The 17,410-nt window shown below is 60.5% G+C and carries 15 protein-coding genes; 11 read left to right on the forward strand and 4 right to left on the reverse strand.

Annotated features, from left to right (window positions below):
- Positions 1–12: 12 nt before the first annotated feature.
- The 6 genes from NW830_RS04060 (at position 13) to NW830_RS04085 (ending at position 7,541) form a co-directional block, all read left to right on the forward strand.
- Complete coding sequence (locus NW830_RS04060; RefSeq protein ID WP_414360899.1) at positions 13–1,317, forward strand: CmpA/NrtA family ABC transporter substrate-binding protein; 1,305 nt, start codon at positions 13–15, stop codon at positions 1,315–1,317.
- 147 nt (positions 1,318–1,464) lie between these two features.
- A complete protein-coding gene (ntrB, locus tag NW830_RS04065; RefSeq protein WP_414360896.1) occupies positions 1,465–2,400 on the forward strand; it encodes a nitrate ABC transporter permease in 936 nt (311 codons plus the stop codon).
- 81 nt (positions 2,401–2,481) lie between these two features.
- Positions 2,482–4,473 carry a nitrate ABC transporter ATP-binding protein gene (locus NW830_RS04070; RefSeq protein WP_414360894.1) on the forward strand — a complete coding sequence of 664 codons (1,992 nt, stop codon included), beginning with the start codon at positions 2,482–2,484 and terminating at the stop codon, positions 4,471–4,473.
- Positions 4,474–4,509: 36 nt separating this feature from the next.
- Positions 4,510–5,352 (forward strand): ABC transporter ATP-binding protein, encoded by an 843-nt coding sequence (locus NW830_RS04075; RefSeq protein ID WP_414361226.1) that lies wholly within the window; start codon positions 4,510–4,512, stop codon positions 5,350–5,352.
- 155 nt (positions 5,353–5,507) lie between these two features.
- Entirely contained in the window at positions 5,508–6,461 is a 954-nt protein-coding gene (locus NW830_RS04080) for a LysR family transcriptional regulator (protein ID WP_414360891.1), read from the forward strand.
- A gap of 39 nt (positions 6,462–6,500) precedes the next feature.
- Positions 6,501–7,541 carry an anthranilate phosphoribosyltransferase family protein gene (locus NW830_RS04085; RefSeq protein ID WP_414360889.1) on the forward strand — a complete coding sequence of 347 codons (1,041 nt, stop codon included), beginning with the start codon at positions 6,501–6,503 and terminating at the stop codon, positions 7,539–7,541.
- A gap of 151 nt (positions 7,542–7,692) precedes the next feature.
- Here NW830_RS04085 and NW830_RS04090 read toward each other — a convergent pair whose 3' ends face one another.
- On the reverse strand, positions 7,693–7,947 hold the full coding sequence (locus tag NW830_RS04090) for a hypothetical protein (protein ID WP_414360887.1): 255 nt from the start codon (positions 7,945–7,947) through the stop codon (positions 7,693–7,695).
- A gap of 359 nt (positions 7,948–8,306) precedes the next feature.
- On the reverse strand, positions 8,307–10,922 hold the full coding sequence (glgP, locus tag NW830_RS04095; protein WP_414360885.1) for an alpha-glucan family phosphorylase: 2,616 nt from the start codon (positions 10,920–10,922) through the stop codon (positions 8,307–8,309).
- A 428-nt stretch (positions 10,923–11,350) separates the two neighbouring features.
- Between glgP and mnmE the strand changes: the two genes are divergently transcribed.
- The 4 genes from mnmE (at position 11,351) to gpmI (ending at position 15,641) form a co-directional block, all read left to right on the forward strand.
- Positions 11,351–12,730 (forward strand): tRNA uridine-5-carboxymethylaminomethyl(34) synthesis GTPase MnmE, encoded by a 1,380-nt coding sequence (mnmE, locus tag NW830_RS04100; protein ID WP_414360883.1) that lies wholly within the window; start codon positions 11,351–11,353, stop codon positions 12,728–12,730.
- Positions 12,731–12,822: 92 nt separating this feature from the next.
- Complete coding sequence (dps, locus tag NW830_RS04105; RefSeq protein WP_414360881.1) at positions 12,823–13,323, forward strand: DNA starvation/stationary phase protection protein Dps; 501 nt, start codon at positions 12,823–12,825, stop codon at positions 13,321–13,323.
- Positions 13,324–13,359: 36 nt separating this feature from the next.
- The gene (locus NW830_RS04110) at positions 13,360–13,884 is read left to right on the forward strand and encodes a tetratricopeptide repeat protein (RefSeq protein WP_414360879.1); all 525 of its coding nucleotides are present in this window, start codon (positions 13,360–13,362) and stop codon (positions 13,882–13,884) included.
- A 164-nt stretch (positions 13,885–14,048) separates the two neighbouring features.
- The gene (gene gpmI, locus NW830_RS04115; protein WP_414360878.1) at positions 14,049–15,641 is read left to right on the forward strand and encodes a 2,3-bisphosphoglycerate-independent phosphoglycerate mutase; all 1,593 of its coding nucleotides are present in this window, start codon (positions 14,049–14,051) and stop codon (positions 15,639–15,641) included.
- A 9-nt stretch (positions 15,642–15,650) separates the two neighbouring features.
- On the opposite strand, the gene NW830_RS04120 is transcribed toward gpmI, so the two are convergent.
- Both NW830_RS04120 and NW830_RS04125 read right to left on the reverse strand, forming a co-directional pair.
- The gene (locus NW830_RS04120; protein ID WP_414360877.1) at positions 15,651–15,965 is read right to left on the reverse strand and encodes a hypothetical protein; all 315 of its coding nucleotides are present in this window, start codon (positions 15,963–15,965) and stop codon (positions 15,651–15,653) included.
- A complete protein-coding gene (locus tag NW830_RS04125) occupies positions 15,962–16,549 on the reverse strand; it encodes a DUF3177 family protein (RefSeq protein WP_414360875.1) in 588 nt (195 codons plus the stop codon). Before NW830_RS04125 ends, NW830_RS04120 begins: the two co-directional genes overlap by 4 nt.
- 461 nt (positions 16,550–17,010) lie before the next feature.
- On the opposite strand from NW830_RS04125, the gene NW830_RS04130 reads away from it, so the two are divergent.
- Positions 17,011–17,406 (forward strand): hypothetical protein, encoded by a 396-nt coding sequence (locus NW830_RS04130; protein WP_414360873.1) that lies wholly within the window; start codon positions 17,011–17,013, stop codon positions 17,404–17,406.
- Positions 17,407–17,410 lie beyond the last annotated feature (4 nt).

Consider the following 17,410-nt stretch of genomic DNA (forward strand, 5'->3'; position numbering starts at 1 on the left):
TTGGAGGTTCCGATGTCTAAACTGTTCTCCCGTCGCCAATTTTTGGCCGGGGCAGCCGCCCTGGCAGCAGGAGCAGCCGCGGCTGGGATCCCACGCGCCCAATCGCGATCTTTGGGTCAGGGCTACTGGGTGGCCCAGGCCGATACTCCCGAGACCACGCGGGCCAAGCTGGGGTTCATTGCTCTCACCGACGCCGCCCCCCTGATCATTGCCAAAGAGAAGGGGTTTTTTGACAAGTACGGCATGAAGGACGTGGAGGTGGTCAAGCAGGCCTCTTGGGGCACCACCCGCGACAACTTGGTGCTGGGATCCGCTGCTGGCGGCATCGATGGGGCGCACATTCTCACCCCCATGCCCTATCTCATCACCACCGGCAAAGTTACCGATGGCAAGCCGGTACCGATGTACATTCTGGCCCGCCTGAACTTGGACGGTCAGGGCATCAGCATTGCCAACGAGTACCGGGATTTGCAAATTGGCCTGGACAGTTCCCCCCTCAAAGCCAAGTTTGCGGAAGCGCGAGCTGCCGGCAGGGATCCCAAATGCGCGGTAACCTTTCCCGGCGGCACCCACGACCTGTGGATGCGCTACTGGCTGGCCGCTGGCGGGATCGATCCCAACAGCGAGGTCTCTATCATTGTGGTGCCGCCCCCGCAGATGGTGGCCAACATGAAATCCAAAACGATGGCAGCCTTCTGTGTGGGCGAGCCTTGGAATGCTCAACTGGTGAACCAAAAAGAGGGGTATACCGCCCTCACCACCGGCGAGCTGTGGAACCGCCATCCCGAGAAAGCCTTTGCTCTGCGGGCCGACTGGGTGGATGCCCACCCGAAAGCCACCTTGGCGCTGTTGAAGGCGGTGCAAGAAGCCCAGATCTGGTGCGACCAAATGGAGAACAAAGAGGAAATGTGCCGGATCATCAGCAACCGCCGCTGGCTGGGGGTTCCTGTGGCCGATATCCTGGGTCGCGCCAAAGGCACCTTTGACTACGGCACCGGCAAAGTGGTGCAAAACAGCCCCCACCTGATGAAGTTCTGGCAAGACAATGCTTCCTACCCCTTCAAGAGCCACGACCTTTGGTTCCTGACCGAAGACATCCGCTGGGGCTATCTGCCCGCCGACACGGATACCAAAGCCCTGGTGGACAAGGTCAACCGAGAAGATCTCTGGCGCGAGGCCGCCAAAGCCATTGGCCAAGAGGCCGCCATTCCCCCCAGCACCTCTCGCGGCGTGGAAACCTTCTTCGATGGGGTGAAGTTCGACCCCGAAAATCCGGCTGCCTATCTGGAGAAATTGGCCATCAAGAAGCTGGCCTAGCCTGCTCCTTCCAGGGCTTGCAGAACACCTGCAAGCCCCCTGTCCGAGAGATTTCCCTAAGAGCCCCCAGACAGGTTCAAATTAAACCTCTTCTCTCTTGCACTTTCCCTACGCTGACTTTGACCATAGCCCTACTCTCAGCAAACTATGCATCTTCTCCACTTTGCCTTGAAGGTGGGCTGCCACCTCTTCCCTTTGCTCATCCGCTTAGGCCGTTGGCTGCTGAGCCAAGGTGCCTCTCTTCCGGCCCAGGCCGGGATCCCTTCTGCCACGAGCTCTGGATCCGCTTGGAGGCAACGAGTCCGGATCCATCAAGCGCTGCGCCGCATTCTCTTGCCCGCTACGGCAATTTTCATCGTGCTCCTGCTCTGGCAAATCCTCTACAGCCGGCCCGGCGCCAACCTGCCCACCCCGCTCCAAGTTTGGCAGGACACCTGGGATCCCCTCATCAAAGATCCCTTTTTTGACTACGGCGGCAACGCCAAAGGACTGTTCTGGCAAATCTGGGCCAGCCTGCAGCGGGTGTTCATTGGGTTTTTCTTGGCCAGTCTGGTGGGGGTTTTGGGCGGTATGGTGATCGGGGCCAACCGCTGGCTGTATGAGGCTTTGGATCCCATTTTTCAAGTGTTGCGCACGGTGCCACCTCTGGCTTGGCTGCCCATTTCTTTGGCCGCCTTTCGCGATGCCAACCCCTCCGCCATTTTTGTTATCTTCATCACGGCCCTCTGGCCCATCTTGATCAACACCATTGCCGGTGTACAGCGGATCCCACAGGACTACCGCAATGTGGCCAGAATTTTACGCATGTCCGGCTGGAAGTATTTCTTTAAGATTGTCTTTCCGGCCACGGTGCCCTACATCTTTACCGGCCTGCGCATTGGGGTGGGCCTCTCTTGGCTGGCGATTGTGGCTGCAGAAATGTTGGTTGGTGGGGTGGGCATCGGGTTCTTCATTTGGGATGCCTGGAATAGCTCCCGCATCAGCGAAATTATTGTGGCTTTGATCTATGTCGGCCTGGTTGGGCTTTTGTTGGATCGGGTTACGGCTTGGATTGGCTCGCTGGTGGCTGCCGAGGATCACTAGGTTGGACTGAGCCCGGAGTTGGCTGCTGACAGTTTGCCCACTTTTCAAAAATGAAGCTCAAGGGATCCCTTAGGTAGCATCATGAAGACTCAGCCCTACATCGAAGTTGACCATGTAGACAAAGACTTTTTCCTGGACAATGGGGAGGTTTATCCCGCTCTAAGAGACATCCATCTGGAGATCCAAAAAGGGGAATTTGTCTCGCTAATTGGCCACTCCGGCTGCGGCAAGTCCACCCTCCTCAACATCATTGCCGGCCTGGAAAAGCCCTCCCGCGGCGGCGTGCTGCTGGAAGGCCGGCAGATGACGGAGCCCGGCCCGGATCGCATGGTGGTGTTCCAAAACTATTCTCTGCTGCCCTGGCTGACGGTGCGGGAAAACATCGCCCTGGCCGTGGACGAGGTGCTGGGATCCCTTCCCCAAGCAGAGCGAGCCCGCATCGTGGAAGAGCACATCCGCCGCGTGGGTCTACAGGGGGCAGCCGACAAGCGGCCTGCCCAGCTGTCGGGGGGGATGAAACAGCGGGTGGCCATTGCCCGGGCTTTGGCCATTCGCCCGCGGGTGCTGCTGCTGGATGAGCCGTTTGGGGCGTTGGACGCCCTCACCCGCGGCAGCCTGCAGGAACAACTGATGGAGATTGCCCAGGCGGAGCAGCTCACCTGTATTTTGGTTACCCACGATGTGGATGAGGCGCTTCTGCTTTCGGATCGGGTGGTGCTGCTGACCAATGGCCCGGAGGCCCGCATCGGCCAGATCTTGCGGATCCCGTTTCCGCGGCCGCGCCACCGGTTGGAAGTGGTGAATCACCCCGAGTACTACAACCTGCGGGGGGAGATGATCTACTTTCTCAACCAGCAAAAGCGGGCCCGCCAGAAAACTCCTACCCGTGTGGCCATCGCCAAGGGGGGGCTGGAAAAAGTCAACTTGGCAATTGGCTTTGTGCCCCTCAACGACTGCGCCCCTCTGGTGGTGGCCCAAGAAAAGGGCCTGTTTCAGAAGCACGGCCTGGAACAGGTCACGCTGGTCAGGGAGCCGGGCTGGAAAACCCTCTGGGAAGGGATCCGCTCCGGTCGGCTGGATGCGGCCCTGGTGGTGGCCGGGATCCCCTTGGCCTCTACCTTGGGGGTGGGTGGGGTACCAGTGCCTTTGGTAACTGCACTTACCGTTTCCCGCGGCGGCAACGCCATCACCTTTGGGCGCCGACTCCTGCTGCAGGCCTTCCAGAGCCCCTGGGATCTCCGCCAGTACCTCCGCCACACTCCCGCTACGGTTCATACACTGGGGGTGGGGCACCCGGCCTCGATGCACAACTTCCTCTTGCGCCATTGGCTGGCCAGCGGCGGCGTGGATCCGGATCGAGAGGTGAGGTTGACAGTGATCCCGCCGCCGCAGATGGTGGCCCACCTCAAGGCGGGCAACATCGACGGCTACTGCGTGGGCGAACCCTGGAACTCCCGCGCCGTGCGGGAACAGGTGGGGGTTATCGTCGCCACCACTCCCGAACTCTTGCCCAGCCACATCGAGAAAGTCCTAGCGGTGCGCCAAGACTGGGCCCAAAGCTACCCCCGCACCCACGTGGCCCTGGTCAAGGCGCTGCTGGAGGCCTGTCACTACTGCGATCAGCCGCAGCACCGTCCCCAGATCCTGGAGTGGCTGGCCCAGCCCCAGTATGTGGGCGTGGCCCCAGCCGATCTGGAGCCGGGGTGGAGGGGCATCCTGCAGCGGGGCATCGCCGATGAGTCGCAAGTGATCCTCGGTTTCCACCAGTTTGCCAACGGGCGCAACACCTGCCCCGAACGCTTGGAGCATCTCTGGATCCTGACGCAGATGGCTCGCTGGGGCATCTGCCCCTTCCCTCGCAATTGGGTTGCTGTCCTCGACCAAGTGCTGGATGACAAAACCTACGCCCTAGCTGCTAGAGAACTGGGGCTGCCGGATCGGGCCCACGATCGCGGGGCTTTGCTCTTTGCCGACGGATCCCGCTTTGATGGCGAGGATCCCTTGGACTACCTGGAGTCGGTGGCCATTCGCCAGGAGCTGAAGCTGCAGGAATACCCCCTCAGCAAGGTCTAGTTTTTGCTCTACTGAACTCAACTGGAAGGCTTTATGATGACCCACTCTCGCTTAACTTCTTTGTCCTTTTCCTCAGCCTCTTCTCTTGCAGTTCCGCCCCTTCTTTCCCTCCAGAATGTGGGCAAGACCTACTTTACGGCGGCAGGAGCCTTTGTGGCGCTAGAAAATGTCAACTTGGAAGTGGCCGCCGGCGAATTTGTCTGCATCATCGGCCACTCCGGCTGCGGCAAGTCCACCTTGATCAACATGGTGGCCGGGTTTTCTGCTCCTACTTCGGGATCCATTACCCTCAAGGGCCAGCCCATCACCGCCCCAGGGCCGGATCGGATGATGGTGTTCCAGAACTATTCCCTTCTGCCCTGGCTGACGGCTTTTGAAAATGTTTATTTGGTGGTGGACCAGGTCTATCCCCATAAATCCCCCAGAGAGAAAAGGGAAATCGTTCAAGAACACCTAGAACTCGTGGGTTTGGCCGAAGCAGCCCACAAGCGGCCCAAGCAGCTCTCCGGGGGGATGAAGCAGCGAGTGGCCATTGCCCGCGCGCTGGCGGTACGCCCAGAAGTACTGTTGCTGGATGAGCCCTTCGGGGCCTTGGATCCCATTACCAAGCAAGAGCTGCAGGATGAGCTGCTGGCCATTTGGCGAGATCACCGCTGCACGGTTTTGATGATTACCCACGACATCGACGAGGCTCTTTACTTGGCAGACCGGGTGGTGATGATGACCAATGGCCCTGCTGCCCATATTGGCGAGATTTTGACGATCCCCTTTGGGCGACCGCGCAGCCGCGCGCGCATCATGGAAATGCCGGAATTTTACGAATTGCGCAACTCTGCCCTCGACTTTCTCTACCGTCGCGCCGCCCTTGTCTTGGATTGAGGGGGAGCCAGTCTCGTCAAGGCGGCACGGCGAGCAGCGCTCCTCCCCAATACCAGAGTCTTACAGCACGGTTTGGTAGCGGTACCTACACCAAGTCGAGGGATCCCTGGCTAAAATCCCACAGCAGTTGGGCCATCACTCCAGAGAGGTTCTCGGTGCGTTTGGAGCTGTTGCAGGCTTTCCTGAACGTCGTCGAAAGCGGCAGCTTTTTGGCTGCTGCCCGCTGCAGTGGCTTGACCCAGTCTGCCATCAGCCGCCGAATTCAGGCCTTGGAAGAAGAGGTGGGCGCTCCGCTACTGCATCGCAAGAGCCCGCTGGCTTTGACAGTGGCGGGGGAACGGCTCCTACCCCATGCCCGGCGCATCTGTCAGGAGTGGCAGCAGGCCCAAGAGAGCATTCGGGAATGGCTACGGGGCGAGCAAAGCGAGCTCTGCGTTGCCGGGATCCACTCGCTGATTGCCTATCGACTGCCGCCGGTGCTCCAGGAGTTCTGCCGAGAGTACCCGCAGGTGCAGTTGCGGGTCACGGCCCTGGGCAGCGACCGCGCTTTGAAGGTGCTCAAGGATGGGCTGGTGGATGTGGCTTTGGTGATGGAAAATCCCTGGCTGAGGCGGGGGGCTGAACTGGTGGTGGAGCCGCTGTATTCGGAGCCCATTCAGGTGTTGATGGCCGCCAGCCATCCCCTTAGCCGCTACGAGCGGATCCCTTGGCCAGTGTTGGCCGAGTACCCCCAGGCCGTATTTAAAGATGGCTATGCTATGCGCGCTTGGGTGGGATCCCACCTGGCCCGCCAAGGGTTAACTCTCAAGGCAGCGCTGGAGCTGAACACGCTGGATGCCTTCCGCGGCGTCGTTCGCCAGGGGCAGTTGATTGCCCTTCTGCCAGAATCGGCTCTGGTGGACTGCCACGCCGACCCAGAACTCCAGGTGCGGCCTACTGAACCCCCCTTGTTGCAGCGACAGGTGGTGGCAGTTACCACCCGTGACCGCTATCAGATCCCACCCATTCGCCGCTTTTTGCAGTTGGCAGCCCAACTGCTCCGCCCGCCTGCTCCTTCTAAGAGGTCCGACGTCGAGGCGTTGGTCCCGGCCAAGGTGCTGTCGGCTTAGTTGGAGACTTACCCTCCCCCGCTCCAGACTGCCAAGGCTATGAGCCATGAGTTTCGCGAGCTGTTGAAGAAAATTGGCAGTGGCACCCACACCCACGAGGATCTCACCCGCGGCGAAGCCGCCCAGGCTACTCGGCTGCTCCTTGCGGGCAAAGCCACCCCGGCCCAGATTGGGGCCTTCTTGATTGCCCACCGCATCAAGCGCCCCACCGCCGAAGAGCTGGCTGGTATGTTGGATGCCTATGCCGAGTACGGCCCCCGCCTTCGCCAACGGGATCTGCCCCACCCCTTGGTGATCTTTGGCCACCCCTACGATGGCCGCTCGCGCACAGCACCGCTAGGGGTGTTGGTGGCTCTGGTATTGGCAGCGGCGGGGGCAGCCGTTTTGCTGCATGGCTCCGGCTTTTGCCCTCCCAAGTATGGTCTGCCTCTGGAGGTGGTCTGGCGAGGCTTGGGGGTGGACTGGCGAGGATGGTCGCTGGAGCAAGTGGGCCAGTCCCTGGAGCAAACGGGCTTGGGATTTTTGTATTTACCAGATTGTTTTCCCCAAGCCCAGGCCCTGATGGAGTACCGGGATCAAATTGGCAAGCGCCCTCCCCTGGCCACCTTGGAGCTGGTCTGGTCACCCTACGAGGGCCCCTTTCATTTGGTGGCTGGCTACGTGCACCCCCCTACCGAGGCTACGATGCTGGAGTTGTTTGCCCTGCAAGGGATCCGAAGCTTTACCACGGTCAAGGGACTAGAGGGCAGCAGCGACCTACCGCGGGAGCGGACGGCTATCCTCAACCACTGCGGGGAACGGCTGCTGCTCAAAGCCCGCGACCATCACCTGGCCGGCCCCGAGATCCCGCTGGCGGAGGAGAAAGAGTTGCTGCGGCAGATGCACCAGCTCCTCAACGGCGATCCCTCTCCTCTTACTCCAGCAGTACTCTGGAATGGCGGCAGCTACCTCTGGCTGCTGGGCTATGCTCACTCCCTCAGCGAGGGGATCCAGCAAGCCGAGGAATTGCTCCGCTCTGGCCGGGTGAGGGAAAAGTTGCAACAGCTCCAACAACAGGCTCACCTGGTCCGGTTTTCCTAGGGATCCCTTCTTGCCTCAAGATATGCCGCAAGGGAAAGCCCACGGGGCCAACCCCAAACCGGCTTGTCCTGTCGATTGGAGTTTGTAACCCTGCCGATCCGTGCTTCCTTCACCGGTGCCCTCGGCTGTTCCCTGCCGATTTTGCTGCTCCTCACTCCCCTGGTGCTCGGATCCCCGGCGCAAGCCCAGCGGAGCCGCCGCCCCCGTACCAATGCAGCCGAGTTGGCAGAGCCCGCGGGAGCTGGAGCGAGTCAACCACGACCTGGCCAAAGCGCAGCGGCACCTGGCGGAAGCCAGCTTCTTCGCCCAGCGGGGATCCTCTCCGGAAGCCGCCCGTCTCCTGGAGCTGAGCCGCCAGAGCTTTCGCCGCCCGCGAGCAGGCCAAAGCGGCGGAAAACCTGGCCAAAGCCGCCAAGGCGCTCTACGAAGCGGAGTTGGGCTTTGGGAGCCGTCCTGGTCGCTCTTTCTTCGAGGCCCCCTTGCGCGCCCAAGCGTCCCTCAGCCGGCTGCAGGCGGAGACGACCTTTGCCAACATCACCTCTGGCCCTGTGGCCAAGCTGCAGCAGCAAGTCCAACAGTTGTTGAGCAGGGTCAATACCGATCCGGGCAGCTACACCTTCGCCGAGCCCGCGCCGCGCTGCCTCTGTTGGCGGCAGAGCGCCTCCTGGGAGTCAGCTTCTAGGCGGTCAAGCTGGAGGCAGCGGATCCCTGAGCGTTTCCACCCTGGAGAAGCCTCAGAGGGTGGGGAGGGTTTCATTTTTCGGGCTAAGCAGGTGAAGCCCAGAGTATTAGCCGCAGCTCATAGGGATCGTACATATCGGGATGAAACGGCAGTAAGCGGATGGCCAGCCCCTGCAGGCCACTGGCCTCATAGCGGATCTGACCAGAGAAGATAGCGCGGTCCTCCACTGTCTCCACGTAGCGCAGGGGGGTTGCGCGGCCGTTCTGGATCTGGCCGTTGTCGTCCACTGGGCCGTGGTAGGCTTGGACAATCACATCCTGGGGCTGCAGGGATCCCAGCTGCACCTCCACCGTTACGGTGAGGGGTTCCCGGGCCATCACCACCTCCTGGAGCTGGCTACCCTGGCCAGAGGAACGGTTGCCGGCGGGCTGCCTTGGATTCTCAACCCGGACGTCGAGAACCCGGATGTTGTACCAGTTCTCCTGCACATGGTTTTGCCAACGGGTCAACTGGCGGGCTGCCTGGAAATCGTTGCGCCGCATGCGGTTAAAGTAGTTACTCAACGGAATGTAAGCCCGCTCAGCATACTCCCGCACCATGCGCTGCGTGCTAAAGCGAGGACAGTTGAGGCGGATTGCCTGCTTCATGCGCTGAATCCAGGCGTGGGGTAGACCATCGCTGCCGCGTTGGTAGAAAGGGGGAGCTACTTCCTTTTCCAGGAGATCGTAGAGGGCGTTGGCCTCCACTTCGTCCTGGTAGGCGCGATCCGCATACTCCTCGCCGCGGCCAATGGGCCAGCCCGTCTGGTAGTAATCTGCCTCATCCCACCAGCCGTCCAGGGTGCTGAGGTGCAGTCCCCCGTTAGCCGCTGCCTTCATACCGCTGGTACCGCTGGCCTCGCGGGGGCGGAGGGGGGTGTTCAGCCACACGTCCACCCCTGCCACCATTAAGCTGGTGATGTACATGTCGTAGTCTTCGATAAACACCAGCCGCTGGCGGAACTCTGGCTGGCGCGACACCTGCACCACCTGGCGGATCAACTCTTTGCCGGCTGTATCGCGAGGGTGGGCCTTGCCTGCAAAGATAAACTGCATCGGGTACTGGGGATGGTTAATCAGAGCTTTGAGCCGCTCTAGGTTGTGGAGCAAGAGAGTGGCCCGCTTGTAGGTGGCAAAGCGGCGGGCAAAGCCAATCGTGAGGACTTCTGGGTTGAGGGCCTCTGCTGCTTGTTGGATCTCCCCTGCCGAGGCCGCCTGCTTCTGCAGCTGTTCCACCAGGCGCTGGCGGGTGAAGTCGATGAGGCGGGAGCGGCTGCGCTCGTGCGCCCGCCACAATTCCGCATCCGGGATCCGCTCCACCTTCTGCCAAACCGGATCCGAGGCAGGGGCTTCCGCCCAATCTGGCCCTAGGTAGCGGTCGTAGAGGGCTTGGTTTTCCTCCCCCACCCAGGTGCGGGAATGCACGCCATTGGTGATGGAGGTAATCGGCACCTCCTCTTGCGGGATCCCAGGCCACAGCCGGCTAAACATCTTGCGCGAGACCGCCCCGTGTAGCTTGCTGACCCCGTTAACAAACGAGGCCATGTTGATGGCCAGCACCGCCATGCTGAAGGGGGACTGGAAGTCCCCGGGATTTTCTCGACCTAGGGCCAGAAAGCGCTCCCGACTCAGGCCCATCTGGTTGTAGTAGAAGCTCAGGTAGTAGTCAATTTTGTCCGGCGGGAACAGGTCGATCCCGGCAGGCACTGGCGTGTGGGTAGTAAACATCTGGCTGGACTTAACCACCTGCCAGGCCTCCTCAAAGCTTAGCCCTTGCTCCACCATCAACAGGCGGATCCGCTCTACCGCCAAAAAAGCCGAGTGCCCCTCGTTCATGTGGTAGACAGTGGGGTGGATCCCTAGAGCGCGCAGAGCCCGCACCCCGCCAATCCCCAGCATGATCTCCTGGTGGATGCGCACGTCCTGGTCGCCGCCGTAGAGCTCATCGGTGATGTCTTGGTCGTACTGGCTGTTGGGCTCGATGTTGGTGTCAAGGAGGTATAAGGGCACCCGCCCCACCATCGCCTTCCAGATGCGGGCAAACACCTTGCGGTTGGGGTAGTCCACCTCAATGCGAATCTCGCGGCCCTCCGCGTCCCTTTGCAGCTCCAGCGGCATGTTAAAGAAATCGTTGATGGGGTAGCGCTCCTGCTGCCAGCCATCGGGGTTGAGGTACTGGCGGAAATACCCCTTTTGGTAGAGCAGGCCCACGCCCACTAGCGGCAGGCCTAGGTCGCTGGCTGCCTTGAGGTGATCCCCGGCCAACACTCCCAAGCCCCCTGAGTAAATGGGCAGACAGTCGGCTAAGCCAAACTCAGCTGAAAAATAGGCATAGCACTCTCCCTCCACCGCTTGGGCCAAGCGATATCGGCGGTACCACGTGTCTTGTTGGAGATAGCTGTGCAGTTGCTGGCTAGCTCGCTCCAGTTGGGCTAAAAACCCAGGATCCTCTGCCAATTCATCCAGCCGTTCCTGCCGGATCTGGCCCAAAAGAGCCACGGGGTTGTGCCCGCAGGCATCCCACAGATCCGGATCCATGCGCCGGAAGAGGCTGCGGGTTTCTACATTCCAACTAAAATGAAAGTTGTAGGCCAAAAGGCGCAGGCTTTCCAAGGCAGGCGGCAGGTAGGGGGTTACCCTAAACGTGCGTAACGGCTTCATAGGCAGGACGAGTGCAGGTTGCCACTTCCTGCTAAGCTAGCCCAAGCGCGGCTGAGGAGCCCAGCTTTTTTAGAATCTTTCGAGCTGAAGGCCTAGCCCCTGCCTAGGCAGCAGTTGTCGCGTCCGGGAGGGAAGGCTCGCGCTCTGCTTGCCCTTGTAGACGGGGGGAAGGCGCTCCGCACCCCCCCTTAGCCCACCCTGCGGCTCTGGGCGCTCACGTCGTGGAACATTCTCGAGGAGGGGTTAAGGTAGGGCATACCGGGAGTAACGCCTCTGGACAGGACAACCGCTACCTGCAGCTAGCAATGGGTGAGGACTCGGTTCTGCTGACGCAAGCAGGTCAGTTGCCTGGAGGAAGGAGGAACCCTGCCCTGTCTGCCTAGCCACCCTGCAGGAAGCAAGCTACAGCGCCCAGGAGGAGGTCGGGTATGGATCGAACTGCACCACTGGCCGACACCATTGCCGCCATTGCCACCGCCGTGGTGCCCGAGCAGGGCAGCATTGGCATTGTACGCCTTTCTGGCTCGCGGGCTTTGGCCATTGCCCAGGCCATCTTTACCCCCGCCCGCCGCACCGCCACCTGGGAGAGTCATCGCCTTCTCTATGGCTGGATCCACGACGAGAAGGGCCGCCAACTGGATGAAGCCTTGGCTGTGTGGATGCAGGCCCCCCGCTCCTACACCCGTGAGGATGTGGTGGAGTTCCACTGCCACGGTGGCATTATGGTGGTGCAGGCTACCCTGCAGCAGTGCCTGCGCCAGGGAGCGCGGCTGGCCCAGCCGGGGGAGTTTAGCCTACGCGCTTTCTTGAACGGTCGCATCGATCTAACCCAGGCTGAAAGTGTGGCCGATCTGGTGGCGGCCCGCTCCCCCCAGGCAGCGCAGATGGCGCTGGCGGGTCTGCAGGGCAAATTGGGCCAGTCCATCCGCGCCCTGCGCCAGGAGCTGCTGGGCTTATTGGCCGAGATTGAGGCACGGATTGACTTTGAGGAGGATCTGCCCCCCCTGGATGTCCCCGCTTGGCAGGCGCGCCTCCAGGAGGTCCAAGCCCAGATACAAACCCTGCTAGATACCGCCGAACGGGGACAACTGCTGCGCAGCGGGGTGAAGGTGGCCATTGTTGGACGGCCCAATGTGGGTAAATCTAGCCTGCTCAACGCTTGGTCAGGGCAGGATCGGGCCATCGTCACTGACCTACCCGGCACTACTCGGGATGTGGTGGAATCCCAGTTGGTGGTGAGAGGGATCCCCGTTCAGCTCCTGGACACTGCCGGTATTCGCGAAACCGACGATCCCGTGGAACGGCTGGGGGTGGAACGCTCCCAGCGCTTGGCCCAAGCTGCTGATGTCCTGGTGCTGGTGATCGATGCCCAGGTCGGCTGGACAGAAGCGGATGCGGCCATCTACGAGTCCATCCGCCACCGCCCCCTGATCCTGGTGATTAACAAAACTGATCTTGCCCCCGCCGACAAGATCCCTCTCCCGCCCGAGATTGCCTACCGCGTCCCCACAGTCGCTGCCCAAGGCAAGGGGATCGCGGAGCTGGAAGAGGCGCTGGAGCGGCTTGTTACCCAGGGGCGGCCCCAGCCCAACCTGGAGGTAAGCCTTAACCAGCGCCAGGCTGCCGCCCTCCGCCAGGCCCAGGCTAGCCTGGAACAAGTGGCCCAGGCCATGCAGGAGCAGCTCCCCCTCGATTTCTGGACCATCGACCTGCGGGGAGCGCTGCACGCCCTTGGTCAAATTACCGGCGAGGAGATCTCTGAAGCAGTGCTGGATCAGATCTTCAGCCGCTTCTGCATTGGCAAGTAAGCTAACTCATACTCATTCTGAGTTTGTGTTAGGATGGCCTAGGAGGGGATCCCGCACCCCAGACAATGGTAAAGACGGTTAGGAGATTGGCTATGGTGACCGCTGAAAAGACCCGCCTCTACCCCACCCAGATTGACTTGCCGGCTGAGGCCCGGGCGCAACTGGTGGAGTTGCTCAACCAGTCCTTGGCCGACACGCTGGATCTCAAAACTCAGGTGAAGCAGGCCCATTGGAACGTCAAAGGCATGAACTTCATTGCCCTGCACGAGATGTTTGACACCTTTGCCAGCACGCTAGAGAACTACGTGGACATGCTGGCAGAGCGGGTTACGGCCCTAGGCGGCATCGCCCGTGGCACTGCCCGCATTGTTGCCCAAACCTCGAGCTTGCCCGAATACGACCTAACGGCTGAAGACGGTCGGACTCACCTGCAGGCTCTAGCGGTCCGCTACGGCCAGTATGCCGCTGCGGTGCGCCGCAACATCAGCCGCGCCACTGAGCTGGGGGATGCCGACACTGCCGACCTGTTTACGGAGATCTCGCGCCAAATCGATAAAGATCTCTGGTTTATTGAGGCCCACCTGCAGGCCTAAAGCCAGCAAAGCCAACTAGAAAAGTGGGGTAACAAAATGGTTGCCAATGCTTCCCTCCTTTACTTGGCAGCTTTGGCAGGCATTCTGGGGGTGGTGGGGTTCTTTGTCCTGCGTGGGGTGCTGCGCCTACGGGCCCAGGAAAAGGTCATCCGGGAGCTGCAACCTCGCCTAAGCAAAGGCAAGGGATCCCCACAGGAGCACTACGAGTTGGGCAGCGTCTACCTGCAAAAGGGTCTCTACGAGCAGGCCATCGTCCAGCTGAAGAAAGCCCTAGAGGTGGCTGGGGAGAACATTCCGCCCGTCTGCAATGCTCTGGGCTTTGCCTACTTTAGCCAGGGGCAATACGATCTGGCCATTCGCTACTACAAAGATGCTGTTGCGGCAGATCCTGCCTATGTAACTGCCTGGAATAACCTGGGCCATGCCTATGAGAAGAAAAATCTCTACGGCCCCGGCCTGGAAGCTTACGAGACCGCGTTGAAGCTGGACCCGCAAAATGCCATTGCCAAGCGCCGCGCCGAGTTGCTGCGCAAACGTCTGCAGCCCAGCCCCCGCAGTTGATGCGGTAGATACGTATTAAGACCTAGAGCGGCAAGTCGAAGGAGAGGGGGTGAGAGTTTTTCTTCTCCTTGAAAGAGGGAGGCCAATCTTGAGCAGAAGGGAGGGATTCAGTATCGTGTTACCGGGGCTGGTATCATGTTTTGAAAAACACGAGAGTCCATCTCATGGATGCACAATTGGTGGCACCAGTAGTTCTGGTCATTCTAGATGGCTGGGGTTATCGCGAAGCCCTAGAAGGTAATGCCGTGCTAGCCGCCCGAACCCCTGTCATGGATAGTCTGTGGGCTACCTATCCTCATACCCTGCTGCAAGCTTCGGGGCGAGCCGTGGGCCTACCCGAAGGACAGATGGGCAACTCCGAGGTGGGCCACCTAACTCTAGGAGCAGGGCGGGTAGTGCCGCAGGAGTTGGTGCGCATTAGCGACGCCATTGAAACGGGATCCCTCTTCCAGGAGCCTCTGTTGCTGGAAGTTTGTCGTCAACTCAAGGAGCGGGGGGGCCGGTTTCATTTCATCGGTCTCTGCTCGGAAGGAGGAGTTCACTCCCACATTGACCACCTCTACGGCCTGCTGCGCCTGGCAGCCCAGGCAGGGATCCCTGCTTACGTGCATGCCATCACGGATGGCCGCGATACCCCCCCTTGTGAAGGGGCAAAAGTTCTGGCTACCCTCCAAAAAGAGCTGGAATGGCTGGGCAATGGCGTCATTGCTACCCTGAGCGGCCGCTACTACGCCATGGATCGGGATCGCCGTTGGGAGCGCACCCAGAAGGCCTACGAGATCATGACGGAAGATGGCCCCGGGTGTGGCCGCAGCGCTGCCGAGGTAATGGAAGACTTTTACGCCCAGGATATCACCGACGAGTTCATTCCCCCCACGCGTTTGGCTCCGGGAGCGGTAAAGCCGGGGGATGCGGTCCTCTTCTTCAATTTCCGCCCGGACCGGGCCCGCCAGCTCACCCAGGCTTTCGTCTGCCCTGACTTTTCTGGCTTTCAGCGGCGTCTGATTCCGGACCTCACCTTCATCACCATGACCCAATACGATCCAACCCTGCCGGTGCAGGTGCTCTTTAAGCCCCAGAACCTGGATCACCTGCTGGGCCAGGTGGTGAGCGAGGCCGGCCTTAAGCAATTGCGCATTGCCGAAACGGAAAAGTACGCCCACGTCACCTACTTTTTCAATGGCGGCATTGAGCAGCCCTTCCCAGGAGAGGATCGCATCCTGGTCCAAAGCCCACTGGTGGCTACCTATGACCAAGTGCCGGAGATGTCAGCAAAGGAGGTAACCGACAAGGCCATTGGAGCCATTGTCCGCCGTGAGTACAGCCTGGTGGTGCTTAACTACGCCAACCCCGACATGGTGGGCCACACTGGCAACTTTGAGGCCACGGTGCGAGCGCTGGAGACGGTAGACCAGTGCCTAGGTCGCCTACTGGCAGCGGTGGTGGACGTGGGAGGCACCACTCTCATCGTTGCAGATCACGGCAACGCCGAGCTGATGTGGGACGAGCAGGGCAACCCCTGGACAGCCCACACCACCAACCCCGTTCCCTGCATTCTGGTGGAGGGGGAAAAGCGCAAGATCCCTGGTCGCGGCGGCAACGTCAAGCTGCGCGCTGGCGGTACCTTGGCCGATGTCGGCCCCACCCTGCTGGAGATCTTGGGCTTGCCGCAGCCCCCCGAAATGACCGGGCAGTCCCTACTGGAGCCAGCAGAATACACCCTTCTGCAGCGGCCGCCAGCGCCTGTGGGGCGCTAAAGCCCTTCCTCACTCGGCTATTGGGATCCCTTCTTGGGCTAGCCAAGCTTTCAACTCCTCCCAGGTTTGGTAGAGGGCCAGCACCTGAGAGCGTTCAGGGTGATAGGGAGCACTCAGGCGCTCTAACTGTAAGAAGCGAGCCTGGGGAGGGATTACCGCTACTTCAGGATCGGGGGGAGTGGGCCGGCGCAGGGAGCTGCTGTAGCCGCGGTAGATGAGCACCAAATCAGTTTCTCCCTCGCTTTCCACCTCCACCCGCAGCACCTCCTGGGGGTGGCTCTGGCTGTAGCGCTCCAGAGCCAGCGGCCAAGGGAGGGGGCTCATGCTGCCACCTCCCCTTTCTTCCCACGGTGCCGCAGCCGCCAGACGAAGTAGACGCTGTAGAGCAGGTAAACCACCAAGCCCCAGGCCCCTGCGCTCCCGAGCAGCTCTGGCGATAGATTGGGGTGGAAGATCTCCCGAAAGCCCAGCGGCGGCTCAAACCAAGCTCGACACTCCGGTGGCAAAGAAGCTTGGAAGGCGCAGGGCACAAAGGCTCCCGAAAAGAGGAACCCAACCCCCATGTAGCCAGTTACAACCCAGCGCCAGAGCAAAAAGGCCCGCGCCGCCCAGCTTCTTGACTGCTCAAGGGCAGCACTCCAATCCCGCCAGAACCAAAGGCTAAGCGGGATTAAAAGCCGTGCCATCGCCCCGCTTAGGAAACTGACTGGCAGGCCACCAATCATTAGGTACACGGTTACCGCTAACAGGCTAGACACCCGCCAGTAGGCAATCAAGATTTGGATCAAGGGACCCAGCCCTACCGCAAAAGCCCAACCTAAGAGCGCTAACGGCACCACCACCGTCAGCGCCACCGCCAGGCTGTAGTCTGCCCAAATGGCCTTCAGCAGCCAACTCAGTGGGATCATCCTCACCCTTTCTCCTCCCTGACCCTAGTATGGCGGGATCCCCAGCGGGATCCCACAGGGTTACAGGATATTACAGATCCCTGGCCACTCCCCACGAAACCTTGCGTCGTTGGGAAAGTTTTTCAACTCTTGCCGTTGCCTATCCAGGAAGGTGGTAGATTCTTAGAGGAACATCCGCAGACCAGCCGGAAAGCAAGCTGTCTTTCTGGAGGGCAGACAGGAGTTTCCTAGGACCTTAGGTTGGCCTAGCTTGTTAAGTATTGTTACTTGGCCGTGTTATTTTGGGTTAAGGCCAGCTCCTAAGCGGTAGGAATCTTGCTTCCATGCCACGTTCTTCCGGACTTCTCTCCCACAGTCCCAGGCGCTGGAAGGCAACCCAGTGGAAGCCCAGACCTTTGCCTCCCTTGGAGGACGTGCCTCTTTCCCAGAAGGGCGAGGAAGAGGAGGGCTGCCAAGGGTCGTTGCCACCAAAGACAGCCTCTGGCAAGAGGGCTGGCGAGGGGAAAAGCTATGCCGACCTGCAGCTATGGCTAGTACTGGTTACTCTGGGTGTCAGCCTAGCCATTGCCCTGGGGGTGGCGTTGGTTTACTCGCCAGGGGTGGCAGGCAACTACTTGCTGGGAGCACTTGCCGGTGTGGTCTATCTGCGCATGCTGGGCCGCGGCGTGGCAGAGCTGGGCAAAAGTCGCAACCGCCTAGGAGTGATGCGCTTGGCTCTGTTTGTTGGGCTGATGGTTTTAGCTGCTGAGGTGAAGTCCTTACAGATTTTGCCAATCTTCTTTGGGTTTATGACCTATAAGATCACCCTGCTCATTCACCTTGTCCAGACGTTGAGCCGTTTGTCTTCCTCCTCATGATGCT

The sequence above is a fragment of the Synechococcus sp. OH30 genome, from assembly GCF_047462175.1.
Classification (GTDB): domain Bacteria; phylum Cyanobacteriota; class Cyanobacteriia; order Thermostichales; family Thermostichaceae; genus Thermostichus.